Here is a 16,100-nt window from a genome sequence, read left to right on the forward strand (position 1 = left end):
TGGGTGTACCGCTCCAAGGTCAGTTCGGAAAGGGATTCCAACGGCCAGTGCAGAAGAAAGTCGCTCCACTGCTGATCCGCTGCTTCTTGAGCTGCCAAGCTCATAGGCACACCTCCAAAAGCTGCGCCATGGTTCCCGCGTAAGAACGGCAGCAGTCCGTGAAATAGTTGTTAGTCATCCTTGCGCTCTCAAAACATCACCAAACTCCGCTGCCTTGATTTCCGAAGCGCCATGCAACATGTCCCGCGCCAAGGCACGCCGCTTCTGCAGAAGCTCATCCAGCGTGGCTTCGAATGTCGGCATGCTGGGGTCGCGGATGGTCGGGTAATAGACGTAGACGTCCTTCTCCTGACCAATGCGGTAGGCACGGTCTGTGGCCTGGTCTTCTTTGGCGGGATTCCAGCAGCGAGTGAAATGGATCACGTGGTTCGCAGCTTGCACGTTCACCCCGAAGCCAACCGCCACGGTCGAGAGAATGATCACCGAGAAGCCAGGCTCCTCCTGGAAGCGATCGATCAAGCGCTGGCGACTTTGTGCACTTTGGCTGCTGGTGCTGGTATCGCCGTTGATCACGGTCGGCTTGAAGCCAAAGTGCTGCTGAATAGCGTGTTGCAGCTCGCGCTGAATATCCCGCAGCTCGGTAAACAGGATGACCTTGTCGCCACTGCCCGAACGCTTGATGCGCTCCAACTGACTCAACAGCCATCGCAGCTTGGGCGAATACTCCCGCAAGCGCGGATCAGGCTGCACGCTGAACGGGTGCGCGCACACCAGCTTAAGGCGATGCAGCAGGCCGAGCATGCCGCTTTCGCGTTGCTCCAATTGCTCCTGCATCTGCTGCTTCTGGCTGTACTGAGCGACCTCAGACAGATAAAGATTGCGCTGCAAGGTGTGCATCTGCAGCGAGCGGCTGGCCTGGTCTTCGATCTTGGCGGGAAGATCCTTCGCCACGTCCTGCTTGGTACGGCGCAGGGTTTGCGGCTCGATCAAGCCTCGCAGCCGTTCGAGCGCCACGGTATCTCGCTCAGCACCGGCCTCGATTGGCCGCTGATATTCTCGGCCGAACTGGTTCAGCCCGCCAAGAAACCCGGGCTGGATGAAGTCGAACAGACACCACAGGTCGATCAAAGTGTTCTCGACTGGCGTGCCAGTACAGGCCACCCGGAAGCGCGCTGGAATGGCTTTCGCCGCCTGGGTAATGAGTGCCGCTGGGTTCTTGATCTTCTGCGCCTCGTCGCAGATCACAATCGCCCACTGCTGACGAGCAAGAGAAAACTCCTGGTCCCTAAGCGTCTCATAGGTGGTCAGGACAATCCTCGCCTCCCCCATCCATCCGGGGCGCAACAGGTTCTTGATGCCTTTGGCCTGAAGTTCGTTCGGAATCTCTTCCTTCCTGAACTTCACCGCACTCAGCGCACCGCCATAAAGCTTGAGCACCGGCAGCGCATCCGCGAAGAAGAACCGCTGCAGCTCACGCTCCCAGTTATCCAGCAGCGATACCGGCGCCACGATCAGGACGGGCTCACCTTCGGGTTGCTGCTCCAGATACCAGGTCACGAACGTCAGCAACTGAATGGTCTTCCCCAGCCCCATGTCATCGGCCAACAAACAACCAGCTACTCGATCCGGCGCCAATTTGAACAGGTGCTGCATCCAACCAATGCCCTTCAACTGATGATCTCGCAGCTGGACTTCAGGTCGTAGCAATTCCGGAATATCCGCATTGGCATGATGTGCAGCCATCAACGCTGCCTCGCGAGTCTGTGCGTAAGCGGCGTCTTCGATGTTGTGCTCAATCTGCAGTACGGCCCGGGGAACCTTGGCTGCTTTCTCCCCACCAACAGTGCTCGACTCGCCCGGATTGAGCTTTTTGGCCCAGGCGTCGTACAGCTGCTCAGCCACATTCAGGGGTAAGGAAATCTCACTCCCCGGCAAATGGACTTGTTCATCGCCAGCTGCACGGGCCAGATCAAGGCAATGCTCGAACTCGTCGAAATGCTCGCGATTAGCAGGATCCCAACTATTCAGCAGCTCGCCATCAATACCCAACTCCTTGACGTCGCTTGGCAGCCAGTTCTCTGTGGATTCCTTGACCAAAAACGGCGAGGTAATGCGCTCCGCTTCACCGATACCGATAACGCGATCTCCGTATGAAGCCAGGTCCAGCACCGCATCGAAGGTCTGACCGGCCTCCTGCCGCTGCCAGTCGCTGAGCAACCCGCTAATCCCTGCTAGTTGAGCTAAGTCGAAGTCGCTCAACTCAAGCTCATAGCCCTGCCAAAGCCCGGCGGGTAACCCCGCCGCCAGCTTGACCTGCAACTCACGCACAAAAGACGCTAGCTCGCGCGCAGCCGTAAAGCGGAAAGCCGCCTCGGGCTCCGGCGTAGCCGTGATCGGTTCCAGATAAAGGCTGACAGACTCGATATGCCGTCCATCCGCACTCAGTGCCGGCTCAATACTAAAGCGATGGAAGTGAATACCGGCCTCGGCGAGACCGGCCTCGTAGTCATCGGGATCAACCACTGTCTGAGCCGCATCGCCAATGACGCTGTACGGGTTTCGAATCAACGACAAGGCCTCATCACCCGCCACTCGCCGGCCGGGTAGATCCCTCACTGACGCCAGTACCGCCTTCACCTCGGGCTCGATCAGCACATGGGTGACTGATCCATCGTCGCCTGTTACGCGGTACGTATCCTGTACTTGCTTGTAGCCATCGAAGCTCGCCATCCAGTTGGCTGGCTGCCCGTCGAAGGACGCTTCCAGCTCGATGACCGGAACGCCACCCACCACACTTTTTCTGGGCCTCAGCTGCAGCCGCTCAGGCTTGATCACCACAGTTTTGTCGAGGAAGCCATCCATCCCTGCGTTGGCCTTCTTGGCTAACTTGCGGATATTCGCCCAGCCAACCTGATTGGTGGCCTCTCCGGGCGCTCCCTGTTGCGCCGCACTCAAACGCCGCACAGCTTGCAACAGTGACCACACCGCATGAGGCAATAACTCGGCCCGCTCGCCCTGGCGAACGACAGGCCCGACGCGATCAATATTCACGACAGCGCCGGTCTTGGGATCTCGCCACCCCTGGATAAACACCTTGAAGCCTGCTTCGGCGAGGCTACCGCTGCTAGCTAGCAGCGGCTGAAAGTTGGCCTCAGGCGGAATGCCCAGCAGCGGCAGACTGGTTTGGTGCTCGGGGTCGTCAAGCAACTGGTAAAGCGCGTCCCATGGCAACAGCCAGCGATCACTCAGCTGGGAGGCGAAATCCTCCTCGAACAACTGATCGAGATAAGCCGCCAACGGCCAATGCACCTCGCTCTGAGCCAGGCTCAGCGGATAACAGAGCCCCTGCTCATCTATCTGTGGCTTAAAGGCTTCGTTCGACTTTTGAGCGTTCCGCTCAGTCCTTGAAAAGAATCGCCCCAGCATCAGCTTCTCCAGAATGTCAGCGGGTTCTTGTTCATCTCTTTAAACCCCAACCGCGCTAGCGCAACCCTGGCCCGCGCATCGTCACGCGCAAGCTTGACCATCAAGGCTCCACCTTTGCCACGGTTGTCCATAAGCCGGTAGTCAATATGCTGCAACTGGGCGGCCAACTGAGCCTCGATGGAAGCTTGGCCCCCCGTCTTCCGGGGCTCGTTGTGGGCACTGGATGACTGAGGAGCGATGCCCAGATCCCGAAGCTCGCTATCGAATTTTTCCAGCCACCCCTCGACGAGGTTGGGGCGTCTCGGTGCCGGCGAGTGATTCATACGTCTCAGCGCCCGAGCAGCTTGTTTCAACTCGGAGGCCAGCCCCAAAACTCGCTTGTCTGGATCGAACGGAGCCGAATCAGCGCGATAGACGTAGCAGGCGTTCCCCGTCTCCGAAAACTCGACGAAGAAGTAGTTGCCGATCTGCATCACTACCGCGTTGTTTCGGATAGAGCCGCCTGCCAACTGACTTAATCGCCCTTTGTTCTTCTCGCGGAAGGCCACGAAGTCACTGCTTTGATCATTCCAGGCATCGTTGCCCATCACGATCCGCGTGTAGCTCATCTGGTTGGCGAAGCGCAGCCAATAGAACAAGCGCGATTGATCGACCTCCGCCTCGCCCTTGAGCAACGTGAAGAAGTGCTCCAAGTCCTCCTTGGCGAACCAGGCCACCACCATCGCGCAGACCGGCTGCTCCACGTACTGCAACCAGGCGTTTTGCTTAGAGCGCATCTGTGGGCTTCCCCAGTGCTCCAGCGCGGCTTGCTTGAGCAGAGAGGAGGACTGTTCACGAAAGCGCGATCGGTAATAGCGGGTGAGGCAGGCGCTGAGCACCGGGTTCATGTACCGCGTATTCAGCTGCCCCAACTCGACTAGCTCGGGCAGGCGCTGCACGAAAGTGTCGTCATCCAGCTCAAAGATGCGGGACAGCAACACCGCAAAGATGCGCTGCCACAACCAACTGCTATCCGGCACCTGCGCGATGGCCTGCAGTGCGGACAAGTCTTTGGCGCGCCCCGCAAAGATTTCCTCCGCGAGCTGTTTTCCCGCCTGATCGCCGAACAGGTCGCGGTGCTGCTGGACAATCCGCATCCATTCTTTCTCACGACCGATGCGCCGTTTGACCGCATCAAAGCCCCGATCGATATCACCGCGCAGGGTCCGCCAGTTGTCGTTCTCGGCAGGCTTGTCACCGTCGTATGCGAAATAGCTGAAGCAGAGCGCCAGCCAGTCTCGACGGCTCAGCCTCTCCTGCTCAATACGCTCGGACACCTCGCGGTGGACTCGCCCAAACAGCTTGTCATCCTCCAGCACCGGCAGTGTCGTTTCGTCGTCATCAGCCAAGCCGGCAAACACCAGCCGCCATTCCGAGGAAGTGAGCGGCTGCTCGTGCTTGAACTTGTTCAACGCCAACAAACGCTTCTCGCGGGGCGGGGCCAGGGCCTTTTCCACCTGATCGAAACGCTGAGCTAAGTCCGCCCCTGCGCGCTGCAAAGCGACAAATCCACTCAGCCCAGTATCCGCCGTACGCTCCTGCTGGCGCAGTAAGCCACGCGCAATGGCGTCGGTAAGAGACGACAACGCCCGGCTCATCTAGCGCATCTCCAGCTGGCACTTCTCCAGTGCCGTGGTCGTGAAGACGGGCTGTTCTTCTTCCCCCTGATGCTCCTTGTCTTTCAGCCCGAAGAATTGCATGCGCAATTCAACACGCCGACTCGCTTCTTTAGTTTCTTGGGCACTGTTGAACGACACGCCGCCGGCCAGGAACATCGAGCGAATCTGTTGCTGCCGCGCCGCCGAAAGGCCTTGCTGTACGGGGCTACGGCTATCGAGCAGGCTGCACATCACCCACTCGGAGCGCTGCAGGGACAGGTGCAGGTTGTACAGATAGGAGCCGTCGGTATCGGTGAAGCCCTCGATTACCACCTGCTTGAGCCACTTGCGGCCCTCTTCGCTATCGGCCGCGTCCAAAATCAGCGGCACGACATCCTGCAGGGCCTTTTGTCCCTGGGCGTTGAGCAAGTACTGGTTGTGCCCGAAGCGGCCCGCTTCGCCAAAGCTGATGCGGTTATCGTGGCAGTCCACGACGATGGTGTTATTCAGGTTCCCCGCCTTGAGCTTGAGATCCTGGCAGAGCATCGCGATGTCCTTGCCCCGCTGCTTCTCGCCCTGCTCGACCTGCTGGATGCGCTGCGTCACCGAGCTTAGCGAAGCCACCATTACCACCAGAAATAGGATCATCATCGCCGTCATCAGGTCGGCGAAGGAGATCCAGAAGGGCTTCTCGCCTTCGTCCCGCGCCCGAGCCGGGGCGGCTGATTTGCCAAACATTGCCTAGCCCCCGCTTATTTGCGCTGGATGCGATCCATGATGTCGCTGAAGTCGTCCAGGCTTTCCTTCACACCCTCGACGCCACCGGCCAGGCTGGTCATGGCCTTGTGCAGTTCGGCATCCAGGCTGCCCAGGGTCTGGCGCAGGCTACGGTCAACGCCTTCGGTGAACTCCCCGAAGCCCTTGCCCAGCACGTCGCTGATCTGCTCGAGGTAGTCATGAACCTCACGGTTCAGCGCTTGCAGCCGTTCGCTCTGCTGCTTCATATCCAGCAGGTACTGGGTGCGTCCGGCGGCCTCGCTTTGCGCGCTGGCAACCACGCCTTGAATCACGCTCAGGGTTTGAGCTAGGGCATCGCGGTTGTTGCGGTAGTCAGCCACGATGCTGCCGAGTTCGCGTGAAGCGCTCACCAGCTCGGTTCCAGAGCCCTGGATAGCACCCAGCATGCCTGTGGTGGCCTCGCTGGCCTTCGTGACACTCTGCCCCGCCGTTTCGAAGCGCTCCGCCGCGACACGCATCTTCTCCGCGCCGGCCTGCATGCTCTGCAAATGCTGTTCGGTTTGAGCACTGAGCAGCTTGACGGTGTCCTGCATGGAGCCGTTCTGCTCGGCCACTGCATCCAGCAAGTCATTGACCTGCCTCTCAAGGCCACCAACCATCTCGCGGGTACCACGGTGCAGCTCGACCTGGGCGACCTTGGTGGCCTGGTCCATCTGCGCGCGGCCTTGTTCCATCTGCTTGAACATGGCGCCCAGTTGCTCGCCCAGCACGTCTACCGAGCCGGCGATCTTGGCCATGGTTTCCTGCTGACCCTGGCCGATGTTCTGCTTCATCGTCTCGATAAAGGCCTGCAGGTTTTCCGCCATGGCTTGCTGGCGCGCTTCGCTCTCGGCGAATAGCTTCTCCAACTGCTGGGCCATGCGCTCGCCGGCCCCCTCGCCTTCACTGCCGATTCGCGCAATGGAGGCCTGCAGATTGGCCAGCATCTCGTTCATGCCGGCCTGCATGCTGTTCTGCCCAGCCTGCATATCGGCCAGGAGCTGGGCGATCATCTTCGCGCTGTTCTGCGTCGAGCTCTCGCTAGCCGAACGCATGTCATCCACCAGCGCATTAAAGCCCTGTTGCATGGACTGCATGGCAGCTACCGACTGCCCCATCATTTCGTGCAGGCCATTGAACTGCTGGCCGAAGGTGCTCTCCAGCTTGTTCATGAAGGCCACCAGCACATCCTGCAGAAGGCTCTGCACCTGGTTGCTCTGATCGCCGCTCGCCGACTGCACGGCCCCGGCGATTTGCTCCAACGGCGCCTTCAGACTGTTTTCGATCGCACCGCCAATCTGTTCGGCCAACACCTGGCCAGAGTCGCGGTAACTGGCGGACAGGGTGTCGGCCAGCCTCAAGCTTTCGCGCACCTGGGTGTCCACCAGGTTCTGCAGCATCTCGCGCAGGTCGGTGACCAGGCTGTCCTTGAGTTGGCGGGTCTGGATTGAGCTTTCATTGCTCGATTTCACCAGCTCGGCTAGGTACTCCTCGCCAACGCCGCTATCGAACAGGCCGTCGATGGCCTCGGTCAGTTTTTCCAGGTGCTTGTAGCAGCGCCCCAAACGCCACTTCTCGGTGAGCGTGACAGCGATGGAGGCAAAGATCGAGAAGAAGGAACCCAGGAAGGCAAACAATACGTCCTTGAGCAACTGATCGACGCTGGCGTTGACCTGCTCCGGCGTACCCGGATTGAAATGCTGCAAACCCAGCATCAAGCCGAAGAAGGTACCGACAATCCCGATGCCGGTCAGAATGCCCGGCAAGTGCTTGTAGAATTCGGTGCCAAGCGGTGTTTCCACCACCGTCTGAGACGTGAAGAAGTGTCCAGCGCCAGCCGTTGCGCGTGAGCGCAGCAGCTGCCGCTCGCCGTCGCGCACTTCAAATTGGTCGTGCAGCGTTTCCGCGTATTCCTGCCACGTATGTCGCAGGGGAGGCTTCTGGAATACCTGCTCCAGTGCACCGCGACGCTTGGCCGGTTGCAGCTCGCCGACGGCGCGAACCTCCTTCGAAACCCGCTTGATGCGGCGGCTCAGAACGAACGAATACAGGAAGTAACGCACGCCGTACCAAAGGCACAGCAACGTCACCAAGCTCACCACGAAGGCGGGCGCAGTCAATTGCTCGTGCGTTGCTTTCCCTAACAAATCCAACCAATTCGTGAAGTCCATAGCCCTAGCCCTGCTTGTTCCCTGGGAGCTTCTACGAGCCCCTCTGTGCGGTTGAATTAAGTCGTTCAGATGAGTGGCGCTGTAACAGCTTGTCGGCAGCGCCATTCATCGCTGGAGAAGAGTTGTTCGATCACTGCCTTGCGGCAACCTTCAATAAGCGCCAACGCACGCTCGCGTGTCACCCGCAACCAAAGCCTCAGCCTCCGGCAATCGCAGCTGGCCGGAGATCAAACGGGGTAAGAGAGTGTCGCGAAGCTCTTTGAGCGTCTGTGCCTGTCGTCGATTGAAGTAGACCTGCTCAAAGATAGGTCTTGTCGCATCAACGAACGCTTGGCGCAAAACTTGATCTGGAATCGATAATTTAATCGTCAATACTTGATCTGGCTTTACGCGCTGATGACTGTTAGAGGTCCCCGTTACCAATTGGCACAGCTGCTGCTGAAACTCATCCGAGCAGAACAAGCTGTAAATCAGCTCTTTTCCTGTACCATGTTTTGGCGAATAGGCCAAAAACTCTGTAGAGCAAACAGCATTCGGCCCATGAAAGACCGGTAGCCACACTCTGGGTATGTGGGGATTCAGCTTAGAAAGCAGCACTGACTCCTCAGGCAACGGGGTCTTGTTGCTTTTGATCTCCTGACCGAGTTCGAGCACCGGAGACTGCCCTTCATCAAATGCAGGAAGACTGTAGTGTTCAAACAGTGTCTGTGGTGATGCCAGTGGATTCACTGAACCTTTCTTCTGCGCGGCTAAATCACCCGCACACCCCACTGCCCACCCTTTCGGTACCAACCCCAACTCAGACTCTTCGAAGCTATCGGGGAACAGAGCGGCAGTGGCGGCGTCCATGCCTTCCGGCTGGCGGCCTTCGGCCTTGACGCGCACGGGGTCGAAATCGACGAACCAGGATTTGAACAGCGCCTGAGCGATGGCCTCCAGGGTGGTATTGGTCTCGCGGAGCAGGGTGATACGATCATCAATCGCGCCAACGAACTCGGAAAGCTGCCCCTGAACATCCAGAGGAGGTACTTCAATTTCCAGAAGACGCTGAGCTGTGATGGGAACTTGGTTCCTCGTCGAGAGCCCCATCACACCGGCTAGCTGATTCTGAAAGTCGCGACTCTCAAAAAAACATGCCAAATATCGAGGAAGTAACCTTGAGTTATCGAGTCTGAAGTACGTCAGCGAAGTGCCGATCATTGCTTGACCATTGAACTCGGGAACAATAGCAACCCTGCCAACAGTAGCATTATGCGAAAGCAAAACATCACCAGCCTGAATAAATCCATAGGGCAATTTGTTCGCTTTCTCTTGGCGGAGCTTCTGTGCCGCATCGAAGTCAATTCGCCCAGCGTTGACGACCTTAGCAGTCAATAACGGTATGCCGTCGTCTACAAAATCTTCAATTCTTGGGTATAGCGAACCAAAGTTCCCATCCTTATGCGCAGAAATGACTCCTGCTTTTATCAAATCACCGATAGAAAAACGCCCGACAAGCACCTCAGAACTCATACCCAAGCCCTCCCAGCTTCTGCCGGACCAACTGGTCGAGTTCCGCGCCCTTTCGCATCTGCTCGCCCAATTGCTTAGTCAGCCGCTGCATCTTCTCGGCAAAGGCTTCATCGTCATCCTCCACTTCCTCGGCGCCGACATAGCGGCCCGGCGTCAGTACATGACCATGCTCGGCAATTTCCGCCAGGGTCACGCTACGGCAGAAACCAGGAATATCGGCGTACTCGCCGACCTGCCCGCCTTCATCCAGGGCTTCACCGCGCCAGGCCGCCACAGTGCTGGCAATGCGTTCGATATTGGCGTCAGTCAGTTCGATCTGCACGCGGCTGACGTTGGTGCCCAACTTACGGGCATCGATGAAGAGCACTTGGCCGCTGCGGTCGATGCCGCCAGTGCTCAGCGCATGGCGTTTTTCCTTGGCCAGGAACCAAAGGCAAGCGGGAATCTGGGTGTTGAAGAACAGTTGGCTGGGCAGCGCGACCATCACCTCCACCACATCCGCCTCGACCATGGCCTTGCGGATGTCGCCTTCGCTGTTCTGGCTGGAGCTCATAGAGCCGTTGGCCAGCACGATGCCGGCGCGGCCGTTGGGCTTGAGCTGGTAGAGCATGTGTTGCAGCCAGGCGTAGTTGGCGTTGCCTTGCGGCGGGGTGCCGTAGACCCAGCGCGGGTCGCCCTCCAGGCTGCCGTGCCACCAGTCGCTGATGTTGAACGGCGGGTTGGCGAGAATGAAGTCGGCGCGCAGGTCCGGGTGCTGGTTGCGCACGAAGGTGTCCGCCGGCTCCTTGCCGAGGTTGAAGTCGATGCCGCGAATGGCCAGGTTCATCGCCGCCAGGCGCCAGGTGGTAGGGTTGGACTCCTGGCCGTAGATGGACACGTCGCCCAGCTTGCCGCCGTGGGCTTCGATGAACTTTTCCGACTGCACGAACATGCCACCGCTGCCGCAGCAGGGGTCGTACACCTTGCCATGGTGCGGATTGAGCACGGCCACCAGGGTTTTCACGATGCTGGCCGGGGTATAGAACTGCCCGCCCTTCTTGCCTTCGGCGCTGGCGAACTGGCCGAGGAAGTATTCGTAGACCTGGCCGAGCAGGTCGCGGGCCTTGCTGGCATCGTCGCCGAAGCCGATGGTGGCGACCAAGTCGACCAGCTCGCCGAGCTTGCCGTCCGGCAACTGCGCGCGGGCGTAGCGCTTGTCGAGGATGTTCTTCAGGCTCGGGTTTTCCGCCTCGATGACGGCCAGGGCCTCGTCGATGCGCTTGCCGATGTCCGCCTGCTTGGCGGCGGCCCGCAGACCTTCCCAACGCGCAGCCTCGGGCACCCAGAAGACGTTCTCGGCCTTGTAGTAGTCGCGCTCTTCCAACTCGCCGGCGAGCAGCTCGGCGTCGTCATCGCCCAGGTAGTACTCGTCGTTTTCGTCGAGGAAGCGCCGCGTGAGCTGCTCGCGCAGGCCGGCGAAGCTGTCGGAGATGTACTTGAGGAAGATCAGCCCGAGGACGATGTGCTTGTATTCGGCGGCGTCCATGTTGGCGCGCAGCTTGTCGGCGGCGGCCCAGAGGGTTTTCTTCATGTCCTCGATGCCGGTGGCCGCCTGTACCTTGGCTGCCGCGCGGGCGGGCTTGGCCTTCGGCTCGGCAGACTTTTCCAGTTCGAGCGATTCCTGACGCTGCCGCGCCTTGTTCAGCGCCTGCTCGGCCAGGCTTTGCGCCTGCGCCCCGGCACGCATGACGGAACCGCCACGGCCACGGCCTTTTTGCAGTGTGCCTTGGGCAATCAAGGCGTCACGCGCTTCGAAGTAGGCTTCCTCGGTCAACTGCGGGAACTGACCTTTCAGGCGCTCCAGCAGCGACTGATTGCCAATGCTCGAACCATCGGCGGGAACGGCGGCCAGCAGGACCTGCCCCAACTCGCTCATGTACATCACTCCTGACGCCCCGATCCGGGGGCTATCTGAAAAAATTGGGGCTGGAGAGACGCAGGGAGCTTGCCGGCCAAGCAGCGCGGGCAGTGCCGTCCCTGGAGACCTGCAGCCTATTTGCAAAGGCGGTCACCTTATCCAGCTGCCCGCACTCGGTAAAGCCAAAACGCCAGCGCCAGGCTACTTAGGCGATGTGCTGCTCGCCATGCCGACGATCGACTGTACCTGCTGTTGCCGGATGTCACGCTGACTGCAGCGTTGAATGGCGTGTGCGCTGAGCTCCATTACCCTGCCCTCCGTCCGATGCCGAATCACACCTGAGAGGGGCATCCGTGCCCCACAGGCGCTATTCCCGCCCACATCCAGTGAGCACACTGGAAGGATATGTCGCCCTAATGGACACACCAATAATGGGCGTTCATACAGGTCAAGTTTTCGAGCAGGTTACTTGCTATGCGCGGCGGAAAGGTCCGTTGTACGGGTCCTAGGCCCGAGCACGTGTCACGTTTAGGTACAGGCTCAGCCGATACTGGCCAGCCAGGGGACAACGATTCGCTTACGCTCTTCGGTCCCCAATGCTGCCACCCCGTTCTTCACCAGCGCCTTCTTGTCACCCGTGTGCGGATTGTTGACGTAGGTGCTGATGTTCGGCAAAGCGCCCGGATTGGCGCTCCAGCGCAGGTTGAAAGCGGCGAGCTTGGGGAACCAGAACTGGCTGGCATAGGGCAGGTTATCGTGAATCCACCATGCCAACGGGGTCCAGTCATCGGTCTGGTAATACCAAGGCAGCAATGCCGGCACTACGATGCAGGACGTGGCGCCTAGGTAACCTTCTGCATCAGGGTAATCCCAGATGTGCGAGGCGTAGTTCTTCTCGTTGGCGGCGCAGCTGTACTGGTTGTTGTTCTCGGCCCCCTTGGCATTCACCGCTGGCGAGCGATAGGCCGAGCGAATAACGATCCGGCCGAAACGGTCTTGCAAGGGTTCCAGCAATTGTTCACAGAGCTGTTTTCCCGCCTCGATGGCGCGATCCGGGAAGTCTGGAATATTGGGAATACCCTCTATCTGGCTGATTTCCGAGTAGAGGAAGTCACGCATGAAGAAGTGGGTGGACAGTCTTACCCGTCCTAGATCTTCCAAAGCCTTGACGGTGGTGGGCTGGTTCATTTGGTCACTCCTCTCGGCAAATCCACTGAGAAAAACGATCAGCCCACTACCGGATAACAGGCATCACCCCAAAGAGTATCCGGGTTGTCCAGCATCAGTTGGATGATCAGAGGGACCAGCTTGCCTAACAGGCTGCAACAATCACGCAGTTGATCACGGTTGACGCTGCCGTTCCACGTGGCGCCGCCATGGATGAGTTGGTTGCGCAGGGTATAGATGCGGTTAAACAGCACCCCCAACACCGCTGGCGTGTTGCGACTGGCAAGCGCTTGCTGAGCGGCACGCTTACCGTTGCTGAAACGCTCTTTCCACTCTGCCTCGCTGATCTTGCCGTTCTGATGGTCCCAAAAGCTCTGGAACACAAAGGGGTTATCCAGCAATACACGAATGCTTCCGGAGAACTCAGACCAGACAAGCCTCTCGATGCTGCGCGAAACGTCGAGTGAACAGAGCTTTTCCAGAAAGGCTTTGAAGGTCTCCTGCTCGGAGAGTCGACGCTGCTCATCAATATCCGTGGCATAGGCAGCGTTAAAAGCAATCCACAGGAAGATGAAACGGCCATCGACATCATCAGCCTGTTCGGCGCGGTTCAGCCAACTGAGAGCGCGGTGAATACGTAGGCTGAGATTGGGGTGCTGTTGGTCTCGCTCCAGGCGATGACGCTCCTTCAAGGCTTGGTACTGCATGCAACGACTCCTTGTGGCAATGGCACAACGATAGCAGCCCTGCTCAAGCGCTGAAACTGCGATGACGTGCTGTAGCGTCACCAGGCATAAACCTGGCTACTGCGGAGTGGAATGGCGGACCGATTATCTAGGCACTACTCAACAATCCGCTCCGCACTACTGCTTCGTTCCGTCACTGGTAGATCCATTGCCGAAGCTCTTCCAGGTTCGCCACCACGATCTGCTGTGCAGCGGCCTTAGCCTGGATCTTGTTCGGGTCAATCTGATAGCGCTGCAGCACGTATTGCACCAGGGCTCCGCGACTGGGGATTAGCAGTTGCTCCTGCTGCATGCCGTAGTCCTGCGCGACGATAGCCTTCTGCTCCGGTTTCAGGCGTGGGTCGGGCTCAATGATCACAGTCACTTCGGAGGACCAGCCGGTGTCCTCTTCTCGTCCGTGCTCGGAGACATCCAGTACATCCGGTTCACCGCGGAAGCGACTGAGGACAAAGTCGCGGTAGTCCCGGTTCTTCTCACAGAAGGCTCGGACATGCCAGCGCATGCCGGTGTAGATGAGTGTGTGTGGGGCAATGAGTCGTGTCTCCGGTACTGGATTGGCTAGCGAGACATACTCGCATTCCAGACGCAGCCCTTCACGGCAGGCCCTTACCAGGGGGCGCAACACCTGCGGCTGCACGGAACGATCCGGCACCTTCAGCACTTCGGTATGCGCATAAGCCAGGGCCAGCCCCTCGATATGTGGTGCTCGCTCCTTGTTCTGGCTCAACAGGTGCAGATAGGCGCTGGCACTGTTGTCGATGAACTTTGGTGAGAACTTCAGGCTGGGGACATAGCCCTTCAGGTGTTTGTCATATGTCAGGTTTTTAGGCGCATGCTCGGTGATGTAGGTGTTGATGTCCTTCGATGCCTGCTGCCGACTGATACCGAAGCTCTGCATCAGATGCCCCGTGGTTAGCCGGCCTTCCCACCAGGCCACGGTTTCGATCAGGCGATAACGCAGCGCCAGATCCCAGCGGACAGATTCGATCGACTGCTTCCGTTTCATTGAGCCCTCTCGTGTTCGAAAACCTTACCTGTACAGGTAAACACCATAGATACGTCGCTCAAAGCTACATAACCTGATTCCGTCATTCAACAGATTCAGCAGCGAGCTGACGCAAATGGGGCTGACCAAACGTCCCCACGTCCAGTTGTCGTAATGCCAGTTGGAACTTTGTCAGCGCGGCTGAAGATATCTAAGGAGCGGAGTATGAATCGTCTGGACAGGATCAAGGGCTGCCTGCTGGGTGGGGCCGTCGGAGATGCCTTGGGAGCTCCGGTGGAGTTTCTCGATTGGGCGACCATTGAGCGGAAGTTTGGCTCGTCAGGCATCCGAGATTTCGCTCAGGCCTATGGCGTCACAGGAGCGATTACCGATGACACGCAGATGATGCTGTTCACGGCCGAGGGGCTGTTGCGTGCCCATGTCAGACAGGCATCGCGTGGTCTCTGCCATCCGCCATCGGTGATTCACCACGCGCTATTGCGCTGGTACCTAACTCAGGGCGGAGAACCAGCCACCGAGGTGGCGAAAGACGGATGGTTGATTCAGGAGAGGGCGCTCTGGTCTCGTCGAGCACCCGGTATGACGTGTCTATCGGCGTTGCGTGATTGCAAGTCCTTTGGCGAAGCGGCACGCAACGGCAGCAAGGGCTGCGGCGGTGTCATGAGGGTAGCGCCCCATGCATTCTTCCCTGAGCCCTTCGAGCTGGCGGCGGAGTCTGCTCATCTCACCCACGGGCATCCGACCGGGTATCTGGCAGCCGGGCTGTTTGCTGACATTCTCGCTCGCCTCCTGCTGCCTTCCTGTTCGCTGGAGGAGGCAATCCTGGGAAGCCTCCGGCAGTACGGACATCGCGAAGGCATGAGCGAGACACGAGAGTTCATCGAACTGGTGTTGGCACTTTATCAGAAGGGCATTCGGCCGACCCCTAAAGTCATTGCGCTGCTGGGTGGCGGATGGACGGCCGAGGAAGCGCTGGCCATCGGATTGTGGTGTGCATTGATGGCCGACAGCTTCGAGCAGGGGGTGACCTGGGCCGTCAATCACAGTGGGGACAGCGACAGCACGGGAATGATCGCCGGACATTTGCTCGGCATCCAACTCGGCAGCGCCAGCATTCCCGAGCGTTGGCTCGCATCGCTGGAATTGCGCGAGGTGATCGAACAGGTCGCCGTCGATATCGATGAGGTGCCGCGCATTTACGGTGGCGAGTACGGTGAGGATCGCCGCCACGACGAGCAGATCTGTCGGCGATATCCGGGATGGTGATTGGGTCGCCCCACCAGCCCTGCTCGCCAGGGCGACGCGAAATGAACCTAGCGCCGGCGACACAAGTTGTCGCGCGGCACGCCTAGATTACGGAACAACAAGGCCTGAAGGCACCCCTATGCCGATCCCACCGCCGCCTATCACATTTAGCTGTCCACGTTGCTCGTGGCAGAAAACAACCCTACCGAAGAGCGATGTGTTCGCGATTGGATTCGATTACTACATCCGATGTCCGAAATGCAGTCACGAACCCGTGACGCAGCGCAGGGCAACCGCGATCGATGTGATCAGGGCCCGGCTCGAACACTTGCTACGGTTTGATCGACGTTAAAAATTTCTGAACGTGGAGCACTAGCACATGAAAAATCTTTTTGCGGTTATCGGCTTCATTGTTGTCGCCAAGAAAGGCTACGAGCTGCATCGCGAGTACAGCGAAATGAAGCGCGAGCGGGAGCAGCAGACGGCAAACGTGGATCGCCACAAAGATACTTAGGG

At 58.9% G+C, this 16,100-nt stretch carries 11 protein-coding genes; 2 read left to right on the plus strand and 9 right to left on the minus strand.

From position 1 onward, the window contains the following. Positions 1-174: 174 nt before the first annotated feature. The 9 genes from zorD to AC3B6A_RS17780 form a co-directional block, all read right to left on the minus strand. On the minus strand, positions 175-3,426 hold the full coding sequence (zorD, locus tag AC3B6A_RS17740; RefSeq protein ID WP_488398515.1) for a type I Zorya anti-phage system protein ZorD: 3,252 nt from the start codon (positions 3,424-3,426) through the stop codon (positions 175-177). Further along, entirely contained in the window at positions 3,426-5,063 is a 1,638-nt protein-coding gene (zorC, locus tag AC3B6A_RS17745) for a type I Zorya anti-phage system protein ZorC (RefSeq protein WP_488398516.1), read from the minus strand. The genes zorD and zorC overlap by 1 nt, the downstream gene beginning before the upstream one ends. Next, positions 5,064-5,801, minus strand: coding sequence for a type I Zorya anti-phage system protein ZorB1 (zorB1, locus tag AC3B6A_RS17750; protein WP_488398517.1), 738 nt, complete (start codon positions 5,799-5,801; stop codon positions 5,064-5,066). A 14-nt stretch (positions 5,802-5,815) separates the two neighbouring features. After that, complete coding sequence (zorA1, locus tag AC3B6A_RS17755) at positions 5,816-8,011, minus strand: type I Zorya anti-phage system protein ZorA1 (RefSeq protein ID WP_488398518.1); 2,196 nt, start codon at positions 8,009-8,011, stop codon at positions 5,816-5,818. A 150-nt stretch (positions 8,012-8,161) separates the two neighbouring features. Then, positions 8,162-9,523, minus strand: coding sequence for a restriction endonuclease subunit S (locus tag AC3B6A_RS17760; RefSeq protein ID WP_488398519.1), 1,362 nt, complete (start codon positions 9,521-9,523; stop codon positions 8,162-8,164). After that, positions 9,513-11,438 carry a class I SAM-dependent DNA methyltransferase gene (locus AC3B6A_RS17765; protein WP_488398520.1) on the minus strand — a complete coding sequence of 642 codons (1,926 nt, stop codon included), beginning with the start codon at positions 11,436-11,438 and terminating at the stop codon, positions 9,513-9,515. Before AC3B6A_RS17765 ends, AC3B6A_RS17760 begins: the two co-directional genes overlap by 11 nt. A 522-nt stretch (positions 11,439-11,960) precedes the next feature. Beyond that, positions 11,961-12,608 (minus strand): peptidase M15, encoded by a 648-nt coding sequence (locus AC3B6A_RS17770; protein ID WP_488398521.1) that lies wholly within the window; start codon positions 12,606-12,608, stop codon positions 11,961-11,963. Positions 12,609-12,646: 38 nt separating this feature from the next. Continuing rightward, on the minus strand, positions 12,647-13,294 hold the full coding sequence (locus AC3B6A_RS17775) for a hypothetical protein (protein WP_488398522.1): 648 nt from the start codon (positions 13,292-13,294) through the stop codon (positions 12,647-12,649). Positions 13,295-13,466: 172 nt separating this feature from the next. Further along, positions 13,467-14,339, minus strand: coding sequence for a helix-turn-helix transcriptional regulator (locus AC3B6A_RS17780; protein WP_488398523.1), 873 nt, complete (start codon positions 14,337-14,339; stop codon positions 13,467-13,469). Positions 14,340-14,543: 204 nt separating this feature from the next. Here AC3B6A_RS17780 and AC3B6A_RS17785 point away from each other — a divergent pair, with 204 nt between their 5' ends. Then, the gene (locus tag AC3B6A_RS17785; protein ID WP_488398524.1) at positions 14,544-15,605 is read left to right on the plus strand and encodes an ADP-ribosylglycohydrolase family protein; all 1,062 of its coding nucleotides are present in this window, start codon (positions 14,544-14,546) and stop codon (positions 15,603-15,605) included. Between the two features lie 358 nt (positions 15,606-15,963). Beyond that, positions 15,964-16,098: a hypothetical protein gene (locus AC3B6A_RS17790; RefSeq protein WP_488398525.1), complete on the plus strand. Its 135-nt coding sequence runs from the start codon at positions 15,964-15,966 to the stop codon at positions 16,096-16,098. Positions 16,099-16,100: the final 2 nt, after the last annotated feature.

The organism is Pseudomonas sp. B12(2026) (assembly GCF_057767015.1).